Source organism: Streptococcus sp. 27098_8_103 (assembly GCF_041432345.1).
GTDB classification, from domain to species: domain Bacteria; phylum Bacillota; class Bacilli; order Lactobacillales; family Streptococcaceae; genus Streptococcus; species Streptococcus mitis_BV.
On the sequence record NZ_JAPVZK010000009.1, the window covers coordinates 14,594 to 35,231 of the forward strand.

Here is a 20,638-nt window from a genome sequence, read left to right on the forward strand (position 1 = left end):
GGACATTGATAGTCGATCAGAAAGGGGTAATCAAGAAATGAGATTTATTGATTTATTTTCAGGTATCGGTGGTTTTCGACTAGGAATGGAAAGTGTTGGACACGAGTGTATTGGATTTTGTGAGATTGATAAATTTGCTAGGAAATCTTATAAGTCTATATTTCAAACGGAAGGAGAAATAGAATTTCATGACATACGAGATGTTTCAGATGACGAATTTAAAAAACTTAGAGGGAAAGTCGATGTCATCTGTGGGGGATTCCCTTGTCAAGCATTTTCAATCGCAGGAAGACGATTGGGATTTGAAGATACTAGAGGAACTTTGTTCTTTGAAATTGCTCGAGCGACCAAACAAATCCAACCACGTTTTCTTTTTCTTGAAAATGTTAAAGGCCTACTCAATCACGATAAGGGACGGACGTTCACCACAATCCTTACCACGCTTGATGAATTGGGGTTTGATGTTGAGTGGCAGGTGCTTAACAGTAAGGATTTTGGCGTTCCCCAAAACAGAGAGAGGGTGTTTATTATCGGACATTCTAGAAAGAGAGGTACCCGACTCTTATTTCCTTTCAGACGAGAAGGTCAAGCAACTAACTCTGAGACTTTAAAAATATTAGGGAATTTGAATCCATCAAGAAGTGGAATGAGTGGTAAAGTCTATTATTCAGAAGGTCTTGCGCCAACCTTAGTTAGTGGAAAAGGAGAAGGATTTAAAGTTGCGATTCCTTGTATGACACCAGACAGATTAGAAAAGAGACAAAATGGTAGACGTTTCAAGGATAATCAAGAGCCAATGTTTACTTTAAATACTCAGGATCGCCATGGTATTGTCGTTGTTGGAGATTTACCAACTAGCTTTAAGGAAACTGGTCGCGTCTATGGAAGTGAGGGCTTATCTCCAACACTGACTACGATGCAAGGTGGAGATAAAATTCCCAAAATACTGATTCCAGAACCAATCCAATTTTTAAAAGTCCGGGAAGCAACGAAAAAAGGATATGCTCAAGCAGAGATTGGGGATTCAATCAATTTAGAAAGACCAAGTTCTCAGTATCGTCGTGGTAGAGTTGGAAAAGGTATAGCGAATACGTTAACAACTAGTGGGCAAATGGGAGTAGTAGTGGCTAGCTATGAAGGAGAAGATAAGCAAGTTTATCATGTAGCCGGTGTCTTAATAGATGGACAATTTTACCGTTTGAGAATACGACGAATCACTCCTAAAGAGTGTTTTCGCCTGCAGGGTTTTCCTGATTGGGCTTTTGAAGCTGCTAGAAAAGTCTCTAGTAATAGTCAGCTCTATAAACAAGCTGGTAATAGTGTAACCGTTCCTGTGATTGCCGCAATCGCAAAGAAATTAAAAGAAATAGAGGAAAAAGATGAAAGCTTTAAATAAAGAGTCAATACTAGATTGTGATGAATTAGAAACAGAATTACATGATGCAGAAATGATGCAATTGGATGAACAAATATTTTTGATGCCCAATTATCCATGTGAGTTTGAAGTAAAATTTTTAGATGATTACCATAAAAAACACAACTACCCCCTATTTTACGAATCCTACCTTCAAAACGTTATGGAATTCCTTGAAAGTCAGGATATAAAGAATGGAGCTGATGCCTTTGTAGATGATCATCAAAATCTTGTTTTTGTTTTATATGGACAAGGCTATCGAGCCGAGGGAAAAGAGGGAATACTTACAACCCAAGTAACTGTAAAAGCTTATGATGAAGACAAGCAACCGATTAACTTCGCAAATTTATTAGATTCCTTAATCGTCTCAGAATATCAAATGGAACCGAATCTTTGGGAGGTCTCTCATGATTGATCTCTATCTAAGTAAAAATAGCCAAAGAAATCAACTTCTTTTGGATTTCTTTCAAAAGTATGGCATAGAGGTCACTCCTCATTCTATTTCTGAAATGACAAAGGACAAATTAATTGAAATGATGAGCTATTCTTCAGATTGTTTTGAGTTTTTATCTCCTAATTTATTACGATTTAAGAACCGTGACAATCTAAGATTAACGGATTTCGTTGAGATGATTTTAAAAAATCCTGAACTAACCATCAGACTTCCTCTTGCGGTTTCAAATAAGCGGGTTTATCCGAATCTGAATTTGGAAGAGGCTAGAGCTTTATTGCCAAGAGATACGAAACAATTGATTTATATGGCACAAACACATTATTTATCTAACTAAAGGAGAAGCAATATGGCTGAACGATTTTGGGAGAACTTGTCCATTATTTTAGCTGAAAGAAATATCAGCTGGATTGAGTTAACCAGAAAAATGTTTGCGGGAGAGTTTCACTATCCAAGTGAATTGAATCGTTTGTATCAAAAGATTCGTCACTACAAGATGGAACAACGAATGCCTCAAAGTCCATGGGTAGAAAGGATTGTGCAGGTATTAGATTTAGATTATGAAGATTTATTTCGGAGGTAACTATGAAAAGAATAATTCCAGTTTATATATTCCAACAAGTAAATGTCCTATTGGTATCTCTATACTTACTGAAATTTTTTTGTATCGGTGAGTTAACTATACTACAGATTCTCTATGGTGCGTCGCTCATTTCTTTTTTATGGATGTATGGTCAACGAAAACAAGTGGCCAAGGTCAATATGGAAACTAGGATTAAATGGCTTGGTATTGGATTCGTTAGCCTACTGATTATAAGTCTATGTTTTAGCTTAATCCATGCGCAAGGAAGCGCGAATCAAGCAAACTTAATTGTCCTACAACATCAGGTTCCTTGGTTTTCATTTTTATTGTTCTTAATCAATGCGAGTATGGTTGAAGAATTTATGTATCGAGAAATTTTATGGAACTTGGTTAGAAAATTAGATATTCGAGTTGCTTTGACAAGTGTTTTATTTTCCTTAGTACATCATCCAGGAACCATTCTAGCTTGGTGTTTATATGTTTCACTTGGGATGTTTTTAGGGATGGTGCGCTATAAATCTGACTTATGGGGAAGTATGGGTTTACATTTGGTGTGGAACCTACTAGTTTATAGTTTGCTGTTTTTTTAAAATAGGTGACCTGATTTATCTCATAAATCAGTAGTTTTTATAGGATTATTTTTAATTCGGAAACAAAAATGTATTAACAGCATAAAATAAAGAAACTAGGAACATTTTTTCTATTTTTTTAGAAATAAAATGTTGTATAGAAATTCCGAAAGAAATAATAAAATAAAAATATAAATTAATAAAACAGGTATATATGAGCATATTGACGTCGACAAATGTTCTTACAAAGCATAAAATACAAATTAAAAGAATAAAAAATTGTTATATTTCTATATTTGTTGTTCTGTTATGAAATGAAAGAAATTGGAAACTAGTTTCTAAATCATGAAAAATATTGAAAAAAAAAAAAAATAAGTGTTAAAATAAAGAATGTAAACGTTTACTTTAACAAAGGAGCTCATATGTTACTACAAAAAGAACTAATTCCAATGATAGAAGCTAACTTACCAAATATGGCATATGCTGAAAAAGACGTTGCTAAATTCTTCTTAAAACAGCAATCTCTGGATAATTATTCATGTGAGGCATTGTGCGAATGCCTTAATGTATCCAAAGCAACATTGACTCGATTTGCGAAAAAATGTGGTTTTAAAGGTTTTAGACAATTCATTTTCAAATACCAAGAGATGATTCGTGAGAAAGAAAAGTTAGCATTGTATACAGAGGCTACAGAAAAAGTTTTATCCGACTATGAAGAAATGTTGAGAAAAACTTACACGGTTCTTGATGAAGTTCAACTTGAGCGTATTGCTGAGATGATAGAAACTGCTGAGCGTGTATATCTTTATGGTAAAGGAAGTTCTGTTCTTGCTTTAGAAGAAATGAAGATGAGATTTATGCGTCTCGGAGTCATTGGTGAAGTATTATCAGACGAGGATATGATTTTGTGGAGTAGCTTATTACTTAATGAAAATTGCCTTGTCATTGGAGCATCCGTTTCAGGTCAAACTGATATTGTACTAGAAGGTCTTCAAAAAGCTGCGGATAAAGGCGCTAAAACAGTTTTAATGACTACAAGAAAATTTGACGAAGAAGATTGTTTCTTTGATGAACTATTGTTATTAGCTTCGACCAATCATCTCTCGTATGGCAATCGCATATCACCTCAGTTTCCAATACTTTTAATTACAGACTGCTTATTCTCTCATTATCTGGAAAGTCCAGAGAGACAATATTATTACAATCAAACTATTATCCATAAGGAGGAATAATAAAATGAGCCAAATTTGGACTAAAGAGAAATTTATAAGTCAAGTCCATGGTGGAGTCATTGTTTCTTGTCAAGCTTTACCCGGTGAACCCCTTTATAATGAAGAATTTAGCTTGATGCCTTTTATGGCTAAAGCAGCTTTAGAGGCAGGAGCAGTGGGCATTCGCGCAAATTCTGTGCGTGATATTAAAGCAATTCAGAAAGTAGTAGATTTACCAATAATTGGAATTATCAAAAGAGATTATCCACCTCAAGAACCATATATTACTGCTACGATGAAAGAGGTAGATGAACTTGTAGAATGCGGAACAACAGTCATTGCATTTGATGCAACTTTAAGACCAAGATATGATGGCTTAGTTGTCAGTGAATTTATCAAAAAAATAAAAGAAAAATATCCTAATCAATTGTTGATGGCGGATGTAAGTAATTTTGATGAAGGTCTCTATGCATTTAAATCAGGCGTTGATTTTGTTGGTACAACATTATCAGGCTACACAAGTACAAGTGTACAATCAGATGAGCCTGATTTTGAACTAATGAAAAAATTGGCTGATTTTAATATTCCGGTAATTGCCGAAGGAAAAATTCATTATCCAGAACAATTAAAAAAAGCTTATAGTTTAGGTGTTACCAGTGTTGTCATTGGTGGAGCGATTACACGTCCAAAAGAAATTGCTCAGCGATTTATTAATGTCATCAAATAAAAAACAATATAAAGGAGAAATCTGATGAAAGATTTAACTAAATACAAAGGCGTTATTCCTGCATTTTATGCTTGCTATGATGAAAATGGTGAAATTAGCCAAGAACGTGTAAAATCTCTGGTGCAATATTTCATTGACAAAGGTGTAAAAGGTATCTATGTAAATGGTTCTTCAGGTGAATGTATTTACCAAAGTGTAGAAGATCGTAAACAAATTATTGAAGCTGTTATGGAAGTTGCTAAAGGTAAATTAACAGTTATCAACCATGTTGCATGTAATAACACGAAAGATAGTATTGAATTGGCAAAACATTCAGAAAGTGTTGGAGTCGATGCTATTGCTGCTATCCCACCTATTTACTTCAAATTGCCAGAATATTCAATCGCAGCATATTGGAATGCAATGAGTGAAGCTGCGCCAAATACAGATTTTATCATTTATAATATTCCACAATTGGCAGGGGTTGCGTTGACTGGTAGTTTGTATGCAACAATGCGTCAAAATCCTCGTGTGATTGGAGTTAAAAATTCTTCTATGCCTGTACAAGATATTCAAATGTTTGTAGCTGCAGGTGGAGAAGATTACATTGTATTCAATGGTCCAGATGAACAATATCTTGGTGGTCGTTTGATGGGAGCAGAAGCTGGTATTGGTGGTACTTATGGCGTTATGCCAGATTTGTTCTTGAAATTGGAAAGTTTGATTCAAGAACGAGATTTAGATACTGCTAAAAAACTTCAATATGCTATCAATGAAGTTATCTATAAGATGGTATCAGGTAAGGCAAATATGTATGCTGTAGCAAAAGAGGTTTTGCGTCTAAATGAAAAACTTGATTTAGGTTCTGTTCGTCAACCCTTAGAAGCATTGGCAGAAGGTGACTTGGAAGTTGCAAAACAAGCAGCAGTACTTATTCAACAAGCACGAAAAGAATTTTTATAATAAATAAAATCAATATGGAGATATGTTATGAGCACAACAGGATTTACAATAATTGACTTAATTATCTTGATTGTTTATTTACTTGCGGTGTTGGTTGCGGGTATCTATTTCTCTAAAAAAGAGATGAAAGGAAAAGAGTTCTTTAAAGGAGATGGTTCGGTTCCTTGGTATGTTACTTCGGTATCCATTTTTGCCACAATGCTCAGTCCGATTTCCTTCTTGGGACTCGCTGGTAACTCTTATGCAGGTAGCTGGATTTTATGGTTTGCTCAATTAGGGATGGTTGTAGCTATTCCACTGACAATTCGTTTTATCTTACCTATCTTTGCACGGATAGACATCGATACGGCATATGATTACTTGGATAAACGTTTTAATTCTAAAGCACTTCGTATTATTTCAGCACTCTTGTTTATTATTTATCAATTGGGACGTATGTCTATCATTATGTACCTCCCATCAGCTGGTTTATCAGTATTAACAGGAATTGACATCAATATTTTGATTATTTTGATGGGGGCAATTGCAATTGTTTATTCTTATACTGGTGGTCTAAAATCCGTATTATGGACAGACTTTATTCAAGGTGTGGTTCTGATTAGTGGTGTCGTTGTAGCTTTATTTGTACTGATGGCTAATATTAAAGGTGGCTTTGGTGCAGTAGCAGAAACATTAGCAAACGGGAAATTCCTTGCTGCAAATGAAAAACTTTTCGATCCTAACTTGCTTTCAAACTCCATCTTCTTAATTGTGATGGGTTCAGGCTTTACAATCTTATCTTCCTATGCTTCATCTCAAGATTTGGTTCAACGTTTTACTACAACACAAAATATTAAGAAACTTAATAAAATGTTGTTCACAAATGGTGTCTTGTCACTTGCTACTGCAACAGTCTTTTACTTGATCGGTACAGGCTTGTACGTATTCTATCAAGTACAAAATGCAGGCAGTGCAGCTAGCAATATCCCTCAAGACCAAATCTTTATGTACTTTATTGCATACCAGTTACCAGTAGGTGTCACAGGTTTGATCTTGGCAGCGATTTATGCAGCAGCTCAATCAACTATTTCAACAGGTTTGAACTCTGTTGCAACTTCATGGACATTGGATATTCAAGATGTCATTTCTAAAAATATGTCAGACGATCGTCGTACGAAAATTGCACAATTCGTATCTCTAGCAGTAGGTTTATTCTCAATTGTTGTTTCCATTATCATGGCTCATTCAGATATTAAATCTGCATACGAATGGTTCAATAGTTTCATGGGACTTGTACTTGGTCTACTAGGTGGTGTATTCATTCTTGGTTTTGTTTCTAAAAAAGCAAATAAACAAGGTGCTTATGCAGCGCTGATTGTATCAACCATCGTTATGGTATTTATTAAATACTTCCTTCCTCCAACAGCTGTTAGCTACTGGGCATATTCATTGATTTCAATTTCTGTATCAGTAGTTTCAGGTTATATTGTATCTGTTCTTACTGAAAATAAAGTATCTGCACCTAAATATACAACGATTCATGATATTTCAGAAATTAAAGCGGATTCAAGTTGGGAAGTTCGTCACTAGTCACTAATAGAAAAGAGAAAATAATATGATTATTTCTGAACAATCTGATTTTAGACGATATGCTTCTGTCAATAAACATTTTTCAAAAGTCTGTGATTTTTTAGAAAATACAAATTTGACAGATTTAGTTGATGGAAAAATTGATATTGACGGGGAAAATGTTTTTGCAAATTGTATGACTTATCTAGCTGATGGAGTTCCAGGAGATATTTTTGAAACTCATAAGAAATATTTAGATATTCATATTGTTGTTGAAAATACAGAAAAAATGGCAGTAACTTCCCCAGTTCGTGCTCAGTCACGTGTACCTTTTAGCGAAGAGAAGGATATTGCTTTTTACGATAGCAAAGACTATCAAATTGTTGAATTGCTCCCAGGGAATATGTTGGTGACTTTTGAAGAAGATCTTCACCAACCAAAGATTCATTGCAATGATGAAACTGTTAAAAAACTTGTTATCAAAGTTTTAAACGAGGAAAAATAAAATGAAAAAAAATATTAAACAATATGTAACCTTAGGTACTGTAGTGGTATTATCAGCATTTGTTGCTAACTCAGTTGCAGCTCAGGAGACTGAAACTTCTGAAGTATCAACACCAGAGTTGGTGCAACCTGTTGCACCAACGACTTCGATTTCGGAAGTACAACATAAATCGGGTAACTCTTCGGAAGTTACTGGACAACCTCGAACAGTTGAAACTACTGTTAAGGATCAATCTTCTACAGAGGATGCGATTTTGGGAGTACAACCTAAATCGGATAATTCTTCGGAAGTTACTGGACAACCTCGAACAGTTGAAACTACTGTTAAGGATCAATCTTCTACAGAGGATGCGATTTCGGGAGTACAACCTAAATCGGATAATTCTTCGGAAGTTACTGTACAACCTCGAACAGTCGAAACTACTGTTAAGGATCGATCTTCTACAGCGGAAGAAACTCCTGTCTTAGAAAAAAATAATGTTACTTTAACAGGGGGCGGAGAAAATGTTACTAATGAGTTAAAGGATAAATTTACTAGCGGTGACTTTACTGTAGTGATTAAGTACAATCAGTCTAGTGAGAAAGGTTTACAAGCTCTGTTTGGAATATCTAATTCTAAACCCGGTCAACAAAATAGTTATGTAGATGTGTTCCTTAGAGACAATGGTGAATTGGGAATGGAAGCGCGTGATACTTCTTCCAATAAAAATCACCTAGTATCCAGACCTGCTTCAGTTTGGGGTAAGTACAAACAAGAGGCTGTGACTAACACTGTTGCAGTAGTAGCAGATTCAGTCAAAAAAACATATTCTTTATATGCTAATGGTACAAAAGTAGTAGAAAAGAAAGTGGATAACTTCCTAAACATCAAGGATATTAAAGGTATTGATTACTATATGCTTGGGGGAGTGAAACGTGCAGGAAAAACGGCGTTTGGTTTTAACGGGACACTAGAAAATATCAAATTCTTTAATAGTGCATTGGATGAAGAAACTGTTAAAAAGATGACAACAAACGCTGTTACTGGACATTTAATTTATACGGCTAATGATACAACAGGTTCTAACTATTTCCGTATTCCAGTTCTGTATACTTTTAGCAATGGTCGGGTTTTTTCAAGCATTGACGCTCGTTACGGTGGAACTCATGATTTCTTGAATAAAATTAATATTGCTACAAGTTATAGTGATGATAATGGTAAGACATGGACTAAACCAAAATTAACATTGGCATTCGATGATTTTGCGCCAGTACCATTAGAATGGCCTCGTGATGTTGGTGGACGTGACTTACAAATCAGCGGTGGTGCAACCTATATTGACTCTGTTATTGTTGAAAAAAATAACAAACAAGTACTCATGTTTGCTGATGTTATGCCTGCTGGAGTAAGTTTTAGAGAAGCTACTAGAAAAGATTCAGGTTATAAACAAATTGATGGTAATTATTACCTTAAATTAAAGAAACAAGGTGATACTGATTATAATTATACTATTCGTGAGAATGGTACTGTATACGACGATCGTACCAACAGACCAACTGAATTTTCAGTAGATAAAAAATTCGGTATTAAACAAAATGGTAATTATTTGACGGTAGAGCAATATTCGGTTTCATTTGAAAATAATAAAAAGACTGAATATCGTAATGGGACTAAAGTCCATATGAATATCTTCTACAAAGATGCATTATTCAAAGTAGTGCCAACGAACTATATTGCATATATTTCTAGTAATGATCATGGCGAATCTTGGTCTGCACCAACTTTATTACCTCCTATAATGGGACTTAATCGGAATGCGCCTTATTTGGGTCCTGGACGTGGAATCATTGAAAGCTCAACTGGACGTATTCTTATTCCGTCTTACACTGGTAAAGAGTCTGCATTCATTTATAGTGATGATAATGGAGCGTCTTGGAAAGTTAAAGTTGTGCCACTTCCTTCTAGTTGGTCAGCAGAAGCACAATTTGTAGAATTGAGTCCAGGAGTAATTCAAGCATACATGCGTACAAATAATGGTAAAATTGCATATTTAACAAGTAAAGACGCAGGTACTACTTGGAGTGCTCCGGAATATTTGAATTTTGTTTCAAATCCAAGTTATGGAACACAATTATCAATCATCAATTATAGTCAATTGATTGATGGTAAAAAGGCTGTCATTTTAAGTACTCCAAACTCCACAAATGGTCGTAAACACGGACAAATTTCGATTGGTCTAATTAATGATGATAATACAATTGATTGGCGTTATCATCACGATGTTGATTATAGTAACTATGGATACTCATATTCAACATTGACAGAGTTACCAAATCATGAAATTGGATTGATGTTTGAAAAATTTGATTCATGGTCTCGTAATGAACTTCATATGAAAAATGTTGTACCATATATAACATTTAAGATTGAAGATTTGAAAAAGAATTAAAGCTGAAATTTAAAAATATATAGAAAGAGGATAAAAATTATGGTAAATTACGGTATTGTTGGAGCTGGATATTTTGGAGCTGATTTGGCTCGCTCAATGAACAAAATTGAAGATGCAAAAGTGGTTGCGGTATTTGACCCAAATCATGGAGAAGAAGTTGCTCAAGAGTTGGGATCAGATGTTTGTGCAAGTTTAGATGAACTTGTAGCACGTGAAGATATTGATTGTGTGATCGTAGCTTCACCTAGCTACCTTCACCGTGAACCTGTTGTGAAAGCTGCTCAACATGGCAAACACGTATTTTGTGAAAAGCCAATTGCATTGTCTTATGAAGATTGTAAAGCCATGGTTGACGCATGTAAAGAAAATAATGTTATCTTTATGGCTGGTCACATCATGAACTTCTTTAATGGTGTACACCATGCTAAAGAATTGATTACTCAAGGTAAAATCGGTAAAGTTCTTTATTGCCATGCCGCTCGTACAGGTTGGGAAGAACAACAACCAACTGTATCATGGAAGAAACTTCGTTCTCAATCTGGAGGACATTTGTACCACCATATTCATGAATTAGATTGCATTCAGTTCATCATGGGAGGACTTCCTGAAAAAGCGACAATGGTAGGAGGCAATGTATATCATAAAGGTGAAAACTTTGGTGATGAAGATGATATGCTCATTGTAAACCTAGAATACTCTGATGATCGTTATGCTGTTTTGGAATATGGTAATGCTTTCCGTTGGGGTGAACACTACGTCTTGATTCAAGGAACTGAAGGAGCTATCAAACTTGACTTGTTCAATACTGGAGGTACTCTTCGTGTTAAAGGTGAAGGAGAATCACACTTCTTAGTACATGAAACTCAAGAGGAAGATGATGACCGTACAGCTATCTATACCGGTCGTGGTATGGATGGAGCAATTGCGTACGGTAAACCAGGAGTACGTTGCCCATTATGGTTACAAACATGTATTGATAAAGAAATGGAATATCTACATGACATCATTAAAGGTGGAGAAATTACAGAAGAATATGAAAAACTTCTCAATGGTGTAGCTGCTTTAGAATCAATCGCTACCGCTGATGCATGTACTTTATCAGTTAAAGAAGATCGAAAAGTAAGTCTTTCAGAAATCACAAATGCTTAACTATTGTAAAACAGAATAGTAAATTCTTGTCATTATATAATTTCTAAAGTTCTGTGATACAACTCATTGAATAAAGAAATAGAGATGGGACTGGGATAATGCCCAGTCCCATTTTTTATCAAAAAGTAATGAGATCAAAAATGTGGGAGTGATGAAATGAAGATTATAGGGATCGATATTGGCGGAACAACAATTAAGGCAGATTTATACGATGATTTTGGAACGAGTTTAAATCAGTTCAAAGAGATTGAAACAATTATTGACTATGATTTGGGAACGAATCAGATATTAAATCAGGTCTGTGATTTAATTGGTGAGTATATTTTAAATTATTCAATTGATGGTGTTGGTATTTCCACTGCTGGAGTTGTTAATGCTAATACAGGAGAAATCATCTATGCAGGCTATACAATACCAGGGTATATCGGAGTAAACTTTACTTCCGAAATAGAAAAACGTTTTGGGTTGTCTACTTTTGTTGAAAATGATGTTAATTGTGCTGCATTAGGTGAATTATGGAAGGGACAAGCCAAAGATAAGAAAAATGTAGTAATGGTTACTATTGGAACAGGTATAGGAGGCAGTATTATTGTTAATGGACAAATTGTTAACGGATTTAACTATACTGCTGGTGAAGTAGGCTATATTCCTGTAGGTAATTCGGATTGGCAAAGCAAAGCCTCAACAACCGCATTGATTCATTTATATCAAAAGAAGAGCTTGAAAACTAATCAAACTGGACGTACTTTCTTTACTGATTTAAGTTCTGGAGATAAAGTCGCTAAAGAAACTTTTGAAATTTTTGTAGAAAATCTAACAAAAGGTTTATTAACTATTTCTTATCTACTTAATCCAGAAATTCTCATATTAGGAGGTGGGATTCTGGCTAAAAAAGATATTTTGTTACCTGAAATTCAAAGTTCTTTAGCTAAAAATGCAATGGATAATAGGTTTTTGCCTAATAATGTTGTGGCAGCTACATTAGGAAATGAAGCTGGTCGTATAGGAGCTGTAAAAAATTTCTTAGATAGAATTTCTAATAAATAGTGTGAAAGATAAGGAGGTGTCACAATGACTAACTCTGTATTTTCGACAATGCAAGATATTGAGAATGTTGCAACCGATATTATAAAATCATATGATAATGAGATTTATACGTATAAAGCTGTCTCCCAAGAAGAATTGGAAGAACTAGAAAAAAGTTATGATGAAAAAAGTCACGAAGAATTAATTTCAATAGAAAGCAATTTGGAAATGCAACAACAGAACCTCATTGATGTGGTTAATAAAACAATCAAGGAAAATGATGCAAAGATTCAGTATATTTCATCAAGTAGGAGAGGAGAATTTGTAGAAAAAATTATTGGTAGGGTGGTAGAAAAATATGGCTATTAGTCAGATGAAAAGAATTTCTCTACTATTTTCTAAGAGTAGTCTTGATGATGTTTTAAAAACTATTCAAGAACTAGAGTCAGTGCAGTTCCGTGATTTAAAGGTTCAGGATAACTGGTCAGAAGCTCTAGAAAAAGATGAGGTTGTATTTCCAACTATTCAAATTTCTCATACTTCTAATTCCAATCATGGGGTTATTGAAGGAAATGATGCCTTGACTTATTTGATGAATAAACAACAACATTTGGAAGCAACTGTAGAGAAATTACAAGAATACCTACCGAAAGAAAACACGTTTAAGTTATTACAGCAACCTCCGATAACAACCTCTTATGAAGAATTAGAAAAATTTGGTAAAGCTAATGTTGCTGAGGGTGTTCTTAAAAAAGTGAATCATCAAATAAACAGAGTTCATGAATTAGAAAGAAACATTCAAAGTAATAATGAGGAAATAGAGAGATTAATAAAGTGGGAAAAATTAGAAATTATTCCTGCGCATTTAGAACAATTTTCTTTCTGTAGAGGAAAAATCGGAACAATTCCAAGGACTGTAGATAATCGCTTATACAATAATTTTTTAGAAAACAATATTGAAGTTCAAGAAATATTTTCTAATGATAGAGAGTACGGTGTTGTTGTTTTCTATCAGTCCAGTTGCTCTATTGATTTTGATGAATACTTATTTGAACCATTTGATTATTCTAGAAAGGAATTACCGAAGCAGCGAGTAGTAGATTTGGATCAAGAAAACATGCAGTTAATAACTGAAAAAGAGAATATTATCGCATCGTTGCAAGATTCAAAGAAAAATTTGATAGATTTACAATGGCAAATTGACTATATTTTATCTATCTATGCTCGTCAAATCTCTAAGAATAACCTTTTGAGCACTCCGCATCTAGTTGCATTAGAAGGATGGATAGAAGAAACTCGTATTTTATATTTTATAAAAGTTATGGATGAGCGTTTTGGACATTCTATTTATATTTATGAATCGGAAACATTGTCGGATAATCAAGATGAAATACCTATCAAATTAACGAATCACTCTTTAATTGAACCATTTGAATTATTGACAGAAATGTATGCTCTGCCCAAATATTATGAGAAAGATCCTACACCTGTATTAGCACCATTTTACTTTACATTTTTTGGAATGATGGTTGCTGATTTAGGCTATGGTTTACTATTGTTTTTAGGAACAATGTTAGCATTAAAAATTTTTCATCTACCTTCAGTAACTAAGAGATTTTTAAAATTCTTTAATATATTAGGGGTAGCCGTTGCAATTTGGGGTGGAATCTATGGCTCATTTTTTGGATATAAGTTGCCATTTCATCTGATATCTACAACCTCGGATGTCATGACTATATTAGTAGTGTCAGTTGTGTTTGGATTTATTACAGTATTTGTAGGTTTGTTAGCTTCAGGTCTACAAAAAGTAAGAATGAAGAAATATGCAGAAGCATATAATTCAGGATTTGCGTGGTGTGTTATTCTGCTTGGCTTGTTATTTATTGCTGTCGGAATGTTGATGCCCGATATTAGACCGTTATTTGTATTAGGGAAATGGGTATCTATTTTTAATGCTGTAGGGATTTTGATTGTTTCTATTATTCAAGCCAAAAGCTTGTCAGGTATTGGATCAGGATTGTTTAATCTATATAACATTTCATCTTATATAGGTGATTTAGTTAGTTTCACTCGATTGATGGCATTAGGATTATCTGGAGCAAGTATAGCATCAGCTTTCAATTTAATTGTTGGTTTGTTTCCGGGGACATTGGCTAAACTGACAATTGGATTAGTATTATTCATTCTTTTACATGCGATCAATATTTTTCTATCGTTACTATCAGGGTATGTTCATGGAGCACGTCTGATATTTGTTGAATTTTTTGGTAAGTTTTATGAGGGTGGAGGAAAACCATTTCAACCTTTGAAGGCTTCTGAGAAATATATTAAGGTTATTACAAAGAATTAATGGAGGATATATATAATGGAACATTTAGCAACTTATTTTTCAACCTATGGAGGAGCTTTCTTCGCTGCATTGGGAATTGTATTAGCGGTAGGATTAAGCGGTATGGGGTCTGCTTATGGAGTTGGTAAGGCTGGGCAATCTGCCGCAGCTTTACTGAAAGAACAGCCAGAAAAATTTGCCTCAGCTTTGATATTGCAACTACTGCCCGGAACACAAGGATTATATGGTTTTGTTATTGGAATTTTGATTTGGTTGCAATTAACTCCAGAACTTCCTTTGGAAAAAGGAGTTGCTTATTTCTTTGTAGCTCTTCCAATTGCTATTGTAGGATACTTTTCGGCTAAGCATCAAGGAAATGTAGCAGTAGCGGGAATGCAAATCTTGGCTAAAAGACCAAAAGAATTCATGAAGGGAGCAATTTTGGCTGCCATGGTAGAAACCTATGCAATTCTTGCCTTTGTCGTATCATTCATTTTGACCCTTCGTGTATAAGAAATTAATTTGCTATTCAAAGGAGGTGTCTAAATGAGCAATTTAGAAAACTTACGAGAGTCTGTTATTGAACAAGCTCATGAAAAAGGGCGTATGAAATTATTGGATTCCAAAAAGAAGATTGATGATGAATTTGAAATGCAAAAGTCGGTCATTGTAAAGAAAAAAGAAGCTGAACATGAACGAAAGTTAAAAGAATTACAACAGAAATATCAAATAATTTTTCAACAATTAAAAAATAAGGAACGCCAATCAACGTTAGTATCAAAACAGAAAATATTAAAAGAACTTTTTCAATCTGCTTTAATAGAAATGGAATCTTGGAGTGCAGATAAAGAAATGGAGTTCATCTATCGAATTCTGGAACGATATTCACAACAAGAGGTCATAGTAACTTTTGGGGAGCGGACTTTAGCTAAATTCAATTTGGAACAATTAGAGAAATTGAAATTCTCTTTTCCAAATCATTTATTTAGTGAACAGCCTATCTCAAATGAATCAGGCTTACTTATTTCAATAGGTAAAATTGATGATAACTATTTGTATAAAACATTAATTGGATCGATTTCTAAGGAAGAAAGTTCAAGTATCGCAAATCAAATTTTTATCAATTAAGGATGAAATTGGTTAATCCTTCTTAGAAATTTGGAGTATTCCAATAAAATTAGAAAGGTATTTTATGGATACTAATCTTTTTTCAAAAATAAATACGACGATTTCGGTAAAAGAAAACGATTTTATTACAGAAGAAAAATTTCAAAAAATTATACAATCCAAAGATACGGAGACATTGGCATTTATCTTAGAAGCAACTCCCTATCATTTATCGATTGACGTTTTAGAGAATCCTAGTCAGACAGAGATTTCGCTAATGACAAAATTAGTCAATGATTATAGATGGGCATATGCTGAAAGTCCGTCTGATAAAATTGTGACTTTATTTGCTTTACGATATGTTTATCATAATATCAAAGTTTTATTAAAATCTAAGGCGGCAATTAAGAAAGATTTTTCTAAATTATTAATTCCAATAGGGATTTTTGATATAGAAAGTTTAAAACATTTAGTTTCTTCCTTACATTCAGATACACTTCCTGATTTTATGGTTCATGAAGTAGAATCAATTTGGAATGAGTATGAAACTTTTAATAATATTCGTGTACTTGATGTCGGAGCTGATCTAGCATATTTTAAACATCTGAAACTTTTATCTAATGAGTTAGATGAGGTGCTGTCTCAGGTTATTGTTGCAATGATTGACTTTTATAATATTATTACTGTAAAACGTGGTTTATCTCAAAATAAGAGTCATGGGGATATTTTACAATTACTTTCAGATGAAGGAAGTATTTCTGCTAAAGAATTTATATACATTGTAGAAAATCAAGAAATATTTGTGTGGTTCAATAAAATAAATCCAAGCTTAGATTCAATCTTTTCAACTTACGAATTGAAGATGCAGGACGCAACAATTTCATCTTCTGAGTTAGAATTTTTATGTGATTTACTATTGTATAAAACTTTAGATCAAGGAAGGTATAATGTAGATGGGCCGTTAGTTCTTGCTAGATATTTATTGGGATGTGAGTTTGAAGTAAAGAATCTTAGAATGATCATATCAGCTCTTCAAAATACAATTCCTTTTGAATCAATAAAAGAAAGGATACGCCCGCATTATGGAAGCTAATAAGTATAAAATTGGCATAATTGGTAGCCATGATATTATTTTACCCTTTAGCATGATTGGGTTTGATATATTTCCTGCCTATCAAGAACAAGAAGCTATAAATACTCTAAGAAAATTAGTTCAATCTGATTATGGTGTCATTTATATCACTGAAGACATTGCTTCAATGATATTAGATACAATTCGCCATTATGATTCTCAAGTTGTGCCTGCTATTATTTTATTACCGACTCATAAACAAAGTTTAAATTTAGGATTAAAACGTATAGAGGATAATGTAGAGAAAGCAGTAGGACACAATATTTTATAATAATGTACAAAATTGTCTGTAATATTATTCTATAATTTTTGGACTTAGTAAGGAGAATAACTTTGACTCAAGGGAAGATTATAAAAGTATCGGGACCTCTAGTTATTGCATCAGGTATGCATGAGGCTAATATTCAAGATATTTGCCGTGTAGGTAAGCTAGGGTTAATCGGTGAAATTATTGAAATGAGAAGAGATCAGGCATCTATCCAAGTCTATGAAGAAACATCTGGTCTTGGTCCGGGAGAACCAGTTGTTACAACTGGAGAACCTCTCTCGGTTGAATTAGGGCCAGGATTGATTTCTCAAATGTTTGATGGCATACAACGCCCATTAGATCGATTTAAATTGGCTACTCATAATGATTTTCTAGTTCGTGGGGTAGAAGTTCCAAGTTTGGATAGAGATATTAAGTGGCATTTTGATTCCACTATAGCAATTGGTCAAAAAGTGAGTACGGGTGATATTCTTGGAACTGTCAAGGAAACCGAGGTAGTTAATCATAAAATTATGGTTCCTTATGGAGTATCTGGAGAAGTCGTTTCTATTGCATCTGGCGATTTTACAATTGATGAAGTTGTATATGAAATAAAAAAATTGGACGGTAGTTTCTATAAAGGAACGCTTATGCAAAAATGGCCTGTCCGCAAGGCGCGTCCTGTTTCTAAACGTTTAATTCCAGAAGAACCATTAATCACAGGTCAACGAGTTATTGATACATTCTTTCCAGTAACCAAAGGGGGAGCTGCAGCAGTTCCTGGACCGTTTGGAGCAGGAAAGACAGTTGTACAACACCAAGTAGCTAAATTTGCCAATGTTGATATTGTTATTTATGTCGGTTGTGGAGAACGTGGAAATGAAATGACGGATGTACTGAATGAGTTTCCTGAGTTGATTGACCCTAATACCGGACAATCAATTATGCAACGGACAGTTCTGATTGCTAATACTTCAAATATGCCTGTTGCTGCTCGTGAGGCTTCAATTTATACAGGAATTACCATGGCTGAGTATTTTCGTGATATGGGCTACTCTGTCGCCATTATGGCTGATTCAACTTCACGTTGGGCAGAAGCGCTACGTGAAATGTCAGGACGTCTAGAAGAAATGCCTGGTGATGAGGGTTATCCTGCTTATCTGGGAAGTCGTATCGCTGAATATTATGAAAGAGCAGGACGTTCTCAGGTTCTAGGGCTTCCAGAACGTGAAGGAACGATTACTGCTATTGGAGCTGTATCGCCACCTGGTGGAGATATTTCAGAACCAGTTACTCAAAACACTTTACGGATTGTGAAAGTGTTTTGGGGGCTTGATGCTCTGTTGGCACAGCGACGTCATTTTCCTGCAATTAACTGGCTTACATCTTATTCACTATATAAAGACAGTGTGGGCACTTATATAGATGGTAAAGAGAATACAGATTGGAATAGTAAAATAACTCGTGCGATGAACTACTTACAACGGGAATCTAGTTTAGAGGAAATTGTTCGTCTTGTTGGAATTGATTCTCTGTCTGATAATGAACGACTAACGATGGAAATTGCTAAACAAATTCGAGAAGATTATTTGCAACAGAACGCTTTTGATTCGGTAGATACATTCACTTCGTTTGCAAAACAAGAAGCAATGCTAAGTAATATCCTAACTTTTGCTGATCAGGCAAATCATGCTTTAGAGTTAGGTTCTTACTTTACAGAGATTATGGAAGGTACCGTGGCAGTTCGAGACCGTATGGCGAGAAGTAAATATGTTTCAGAAGATAGATTAGATGAAATCAAAATTATATCAAATGAGATTACACATCAAATTCATTTGATATTAGAAACAGGAGGTCTATAAATGAGTGTTATAAAAGAATACAGAACTGCCAGTGAAGTTGTTGGGCCTCTTATGATTGTTGAACAAGTAAATAATGTGTCTTACAATGAGTTAGTTGAAATTCAACTTCATAATGGAGAAATTCGTCGTGGACAAGTTTTAGAGATCCACGAAGATAAAGCAATGGTTCAGCTTTTTGAAGGATCTAGTGGAATAAATTTAGAAAAGTCTAAAATTCGTTTTGCTGGTCATGCATTAGAATTGGCTGTATCTGAGGATATGGTTGGTCGTATTTTTAATGGGATGGGACAACCAATTGATGGTGGACCAGATTTAATTCCAGAGAAATATTTAGATATTGATGGTCAAGCTATTAATCCTGTATCTAGAGATTATCCAGATGAATTTATTCAGACAGGGATCTCCTCTATTGATCATTTGAATACTCTTGTACGTGGTCAAAAATTACCAGTATTTTCAGGTTCGGGCTTACCTCATAATGAATTAGCTGCTCAGATAGCAAGACAAGCGACTGTTTTAAATTCTGATGAAAATTTTGCGGTTGTATTTGCAGCAATGGGTATTACTTTTGAAGAAGCTGAGTTTTTTATGGAAGAACTCAGAAAAACAGGAGCGATCGATCGTTCGGTTTTATTTATGAACTTGGCAAATGATCCTGCAATTGAGCGTATTGCAACTCCCCGCATTGCTTTAACTGCGGCAGAGTATCTAGCTTTTGAAAAAGATATGCACGTTCTAGTTATCATGACGGATATGACTAACTATTGTGAAGCGTTACGTGAAGTCTCGGCAGCTCGCCGTGAAGTTCCAGGGAGACGAGGCTATCCGGGATATTTATATACAAATTTATCAACTCTATACGAAAGGGCTGGTCGCTTAGTTGGTAAAAAAGGTTCGGTGACACAGATTCCTATTTTAACAATGCCAGAAGATGATATAACACATCCAATTCCTGATTTAACTGGATACATTACTGAAGGGCAAATTATTTTGTCGCATGAGTTGTATAATCAAGGTTATCGTCCACCAATCAATGTTTTACCTTCTCTCTCTCGATTAAAAGATAAGGGATCTGGAGAAGGTAAAACTCGTGGAGATCATGCTCCAACTATGAATCAACTGTTTGCAGCCTATGCCCAAGGGAAAAAGGTTGAAGAGTTAGCAGTAGTATTAGGAGAATCGGCTTTATCTGATGTAGATAAATTGTATGTGAGGTTTACAAAGCGTTTTGAAGAAGAGTACATAAATCAAGGATTTTATAAAAACCGAAATATAGAAGATACGTTGAATCTTGGGTGGGAATTACTATCAATTCTTCCTAGAACAGAGTTAAAACGTATCAAAGATGATTTGCTTGATAAATACTTACCTTTGGTAGAAGTTTAATCCAGAAATGGAGTGATTATCT

21 protein-coding genes are annotated in these 20,638 nt (G+C 34.6%); all 21 read left to right on the forward strand.

Annotated elements, in window-relative coordinates; all coding sequences use genetic code 11:
• Positions 1–37: 37 nt before the first annotated feature.
• The 21 genes from dcm (at position 38) to O3599_RS04220 (ending at position 20,616) form a co-directional block, all read left to right on the forward strand.
• Positions 38–1,396 carry a DNA (cytosine-5-)-methyltransferase gene (dcm, locus tag O3599_RS04120; RefSeq protein WP_371512076.1) on the forward strand — a complete coding sequence of 453 codons (1,359 nt, stop codon included), beginning with the start codon at positions 38–40 and terminating at the stop codon, positions 1,394–1,396.
• Positions 1,380–1,829 carry a hypothetical protein gene (locus O3599_RS04125; RefSeq protein ID WP_371512078.1) on the forward strand — a complete coding sequence of 150 codons (450 nt, stop codon included), beginning with the start codon at positions 1,380–1,382 and terminating at the stop codon, positions 1,827–1,829. The genes dcm and O3599_RS04125 overlap by 17 nt, the downstream gene beginning before the upstream one ends.
• On the forward strand, positions 1,822–2,202 hold the full coding sequence (locus O3599_RS04130; protein WP_000566537.1) for a hypothetical protein: 381 nt from the start codon (positions 1,822–1,824) through the stop codon (positions 2,200–2,202). Before O3599_RS04125 ends, O3599_RS04130 begins: the two co-directional genes overlap by 8 nt.
• 12 nt (positions 2,203–2,214) lie before the next feature.
• On the forward strand, positions 2,215–2,448 hold the full coding sequence (locus O3599_RS04135) for a hypothetical protein (protein ID WP_000840776.1): 234 nt from the start codon (positions 2,215–2,217) through the stop codon (positions 2,446–2,448).
• Positions 2,449–2,450: 2 nt separating this feature from the next.
• Positions 2,451–3,038, forward strand: a complete 588-nt coding sequence (locus O3599_RS04140; RefSeq protein WP_247933223.1) for a CPBP family intramembrane glutamic endopeptidase — start codon at positions 2,451–2,453, stop codon at positions 3,036–3,038.
• 401 nt (positions 3,039–3,439) lie between these two features.
• Complete coding sequence (locus O3599_RS04145) at positions 3,440–4,249, forward strand: MurR/RpiR family transcriptional regulator (protein WP_101776865.1); 810 nt, start codon at positions 3,440–3,442, stop codon at positions 4,247–4,249.
• A gap of 4 nt (positions 4,250–4,253) precedes the next feature.
• Positions 4,254–4,955 (forward strand): N-acetylmannosamine-6-phosphate 2-epimerase, encoded by a 702-nt coding sequence (locus tag O3599_RS04150; RefSeq protein ID WP_024058030.1) that lies wholly within the window; start codon positions 4,254–4,256, stop codon positions 4,953–4,955.
• Positions 4,956–4,979: 24 nt separating this feature from the next.
• Positions 4,980–5,897: an N-acetylneuraminate lyase gene (locus O3599_RS04155; protein ID WP_024058029.1), complete on the forward strand. Its 918-nt coding sequence runs from the start codon at positions 4,980–4,982 to the stop codon at positions 5,895–5,897.
• A 27-nt stretch (positions 5,898–5,924) separates the two neighbouring features.
• Positions 5,925–7,466: a sodium:solute symporter gene (locus tag O3599_RS04160; RefSeq protein WP_024058028.1), complete on the forward strand. Its 1,542-nt coding sequence runs from the start codon at positions 5,925–5,927 to the stop codon at positions 7,464–7,466.
• Positions 7,467–7,491: 25 nt separating this feature from the next.
• The gene (locus O3599_RS04165) at positions 7,492–7,950 is read left to right on the forward strand and encodes a YhcH/YjgK/YiaL family protein (RefSeq protein WP_000587140.1); all 459 of its coding nucleotides are present in this window, start codon (positions 7,492–7,494) and stop codon (positions 7,948–7,950) included.
• 1 nt (position 7,951) lies between these two features.
• Complete coding sequence (locus O3599_RS04170) at positions 7,952–10,378, forward strand: sialidase domain-containing protein (RefSeq protein ID WP_371512083.1); 2,427 nt, start codon at positions 7,952–7,954, stop codon at positions 10,376–10,378.
• A gap of 39 nt (positions 10,379–10,417) precedes the next feature.
• The gene (locus O3599_RS04175) at positions 10,418–11,527 is read left to right on the forward strand and encodes a Gfo/Idh/MocA family protein (protein ID WP_000248712.1); all 1,110 of its coding nucleotides are present in this window, start codon (positions 10,418–10,420) and stop codon (positions 11,525–11,527) included.
• Between the two features lie 156 nt (positions 11,528–11,683).
• Positions 11,684–12,574, forward strand: a complete 891-nt coding sequence (locus O3599_RS04180; protein WP_101776866.1) for an ROK family protein — start codon at positions 11,684–11,686, stop codon at positions 12,572–12,574.
• Between the two features lie 24 nt (positions 12,575–12,598).
• Positions 12,599–12,922: a hypothetical protein gene (locus O3599_RS04185; protein WP_101776867.1), complete on the forward strand. Its 324-nt coding sequence runs from the start codon at positions 12,599–12,601 to the stop codon at positions 12,920–12,922.
• Positions 12,912–14,903, forward strand: coding sequence for a V-type ATP synthase subunit I (locus O3599_RS04190; protein ID WP_371512086.1), 1,992 nt, complete (start codon positions 12,912–12,914; stop codon positions 14,901–14,903). The genes O3599_RS04185 and O3599_RS04190 overlap by 11 nt, the downstream gene beginning before the upstream one ends.
• Before the next feature lie 15 nt (positions 14,904–14,918).
• On the forward strand, positions 14,919–15,395 hold the full coding sequence (locus O3599_RS04195; RefSeq protein ID WP_000400484.1) for a V-type ATP synthase subunit K: 477 nt from the start codon (positions 14,919–14,921) through the stop codon (positions 15,393–15,395).
• A gap of 33 nt (positions 15,396–15,428) precedes the next feature.
• On the forward strand, positions 15,429–16,010 hold the full coding sequence (locus tag O3599_RS04200; protein ID WP_049500018.1) for a hypothetical protein: 582 nt from the start codon (positions 15,429–15,431) through the stop codon (positions 16,008–16,010).
• Positions 16,011–16,074: 64 nt separating this feature from the next.
• Positions 16,075–17,082: a V-type ATPase subunit gene (locus O3599_RS04205; protein WP_125448102.1), complete on the forward strand. Its 1,008-nt coding sequence runs from the start codon at positions 16,075–16,077 to the stop codon at positions 17,080–17,082.
• On the forward strand, positions 17,072–17,392 hold the full coding sequence (locus tag O3599_RS04210) for a V-type ATP synthase subunit F (RefSeq protein WP_125448103.1): 321 nt from the start codon (positions 17,072–17,074) through the stop codon (positions 17,390–17,392). The genes O3599_RS04205 and O3599_RS04210 overlap by 11 nt, the downstream gene beginning before the upstream one ends.
• Positions 17,393–17,454: 62 nt before the next feature.
• Entirely contained in the window at positions 17,455–19,230 is a 1,776-nt protein-coding gene (locus O3599_RS04215; protein ID WP_371512092.1) for a V-type ATP synthase subunit A, read from the forward strand.
• Positions 19,231–20,616 carry a V-type ATP synthase subunit B gene (locus O3599_RS04220; protein WP_153226719.1) on the forward strand — a complete coding sequence of 462 codons (1,386 nt, stop codon included), beginning with the start codon at positions 19,231–19,233 and terminating at the stop codon, positions 20,614–20,616.
• Positions 20,617–20,638 lie beyond the last annotated feature (22 nt).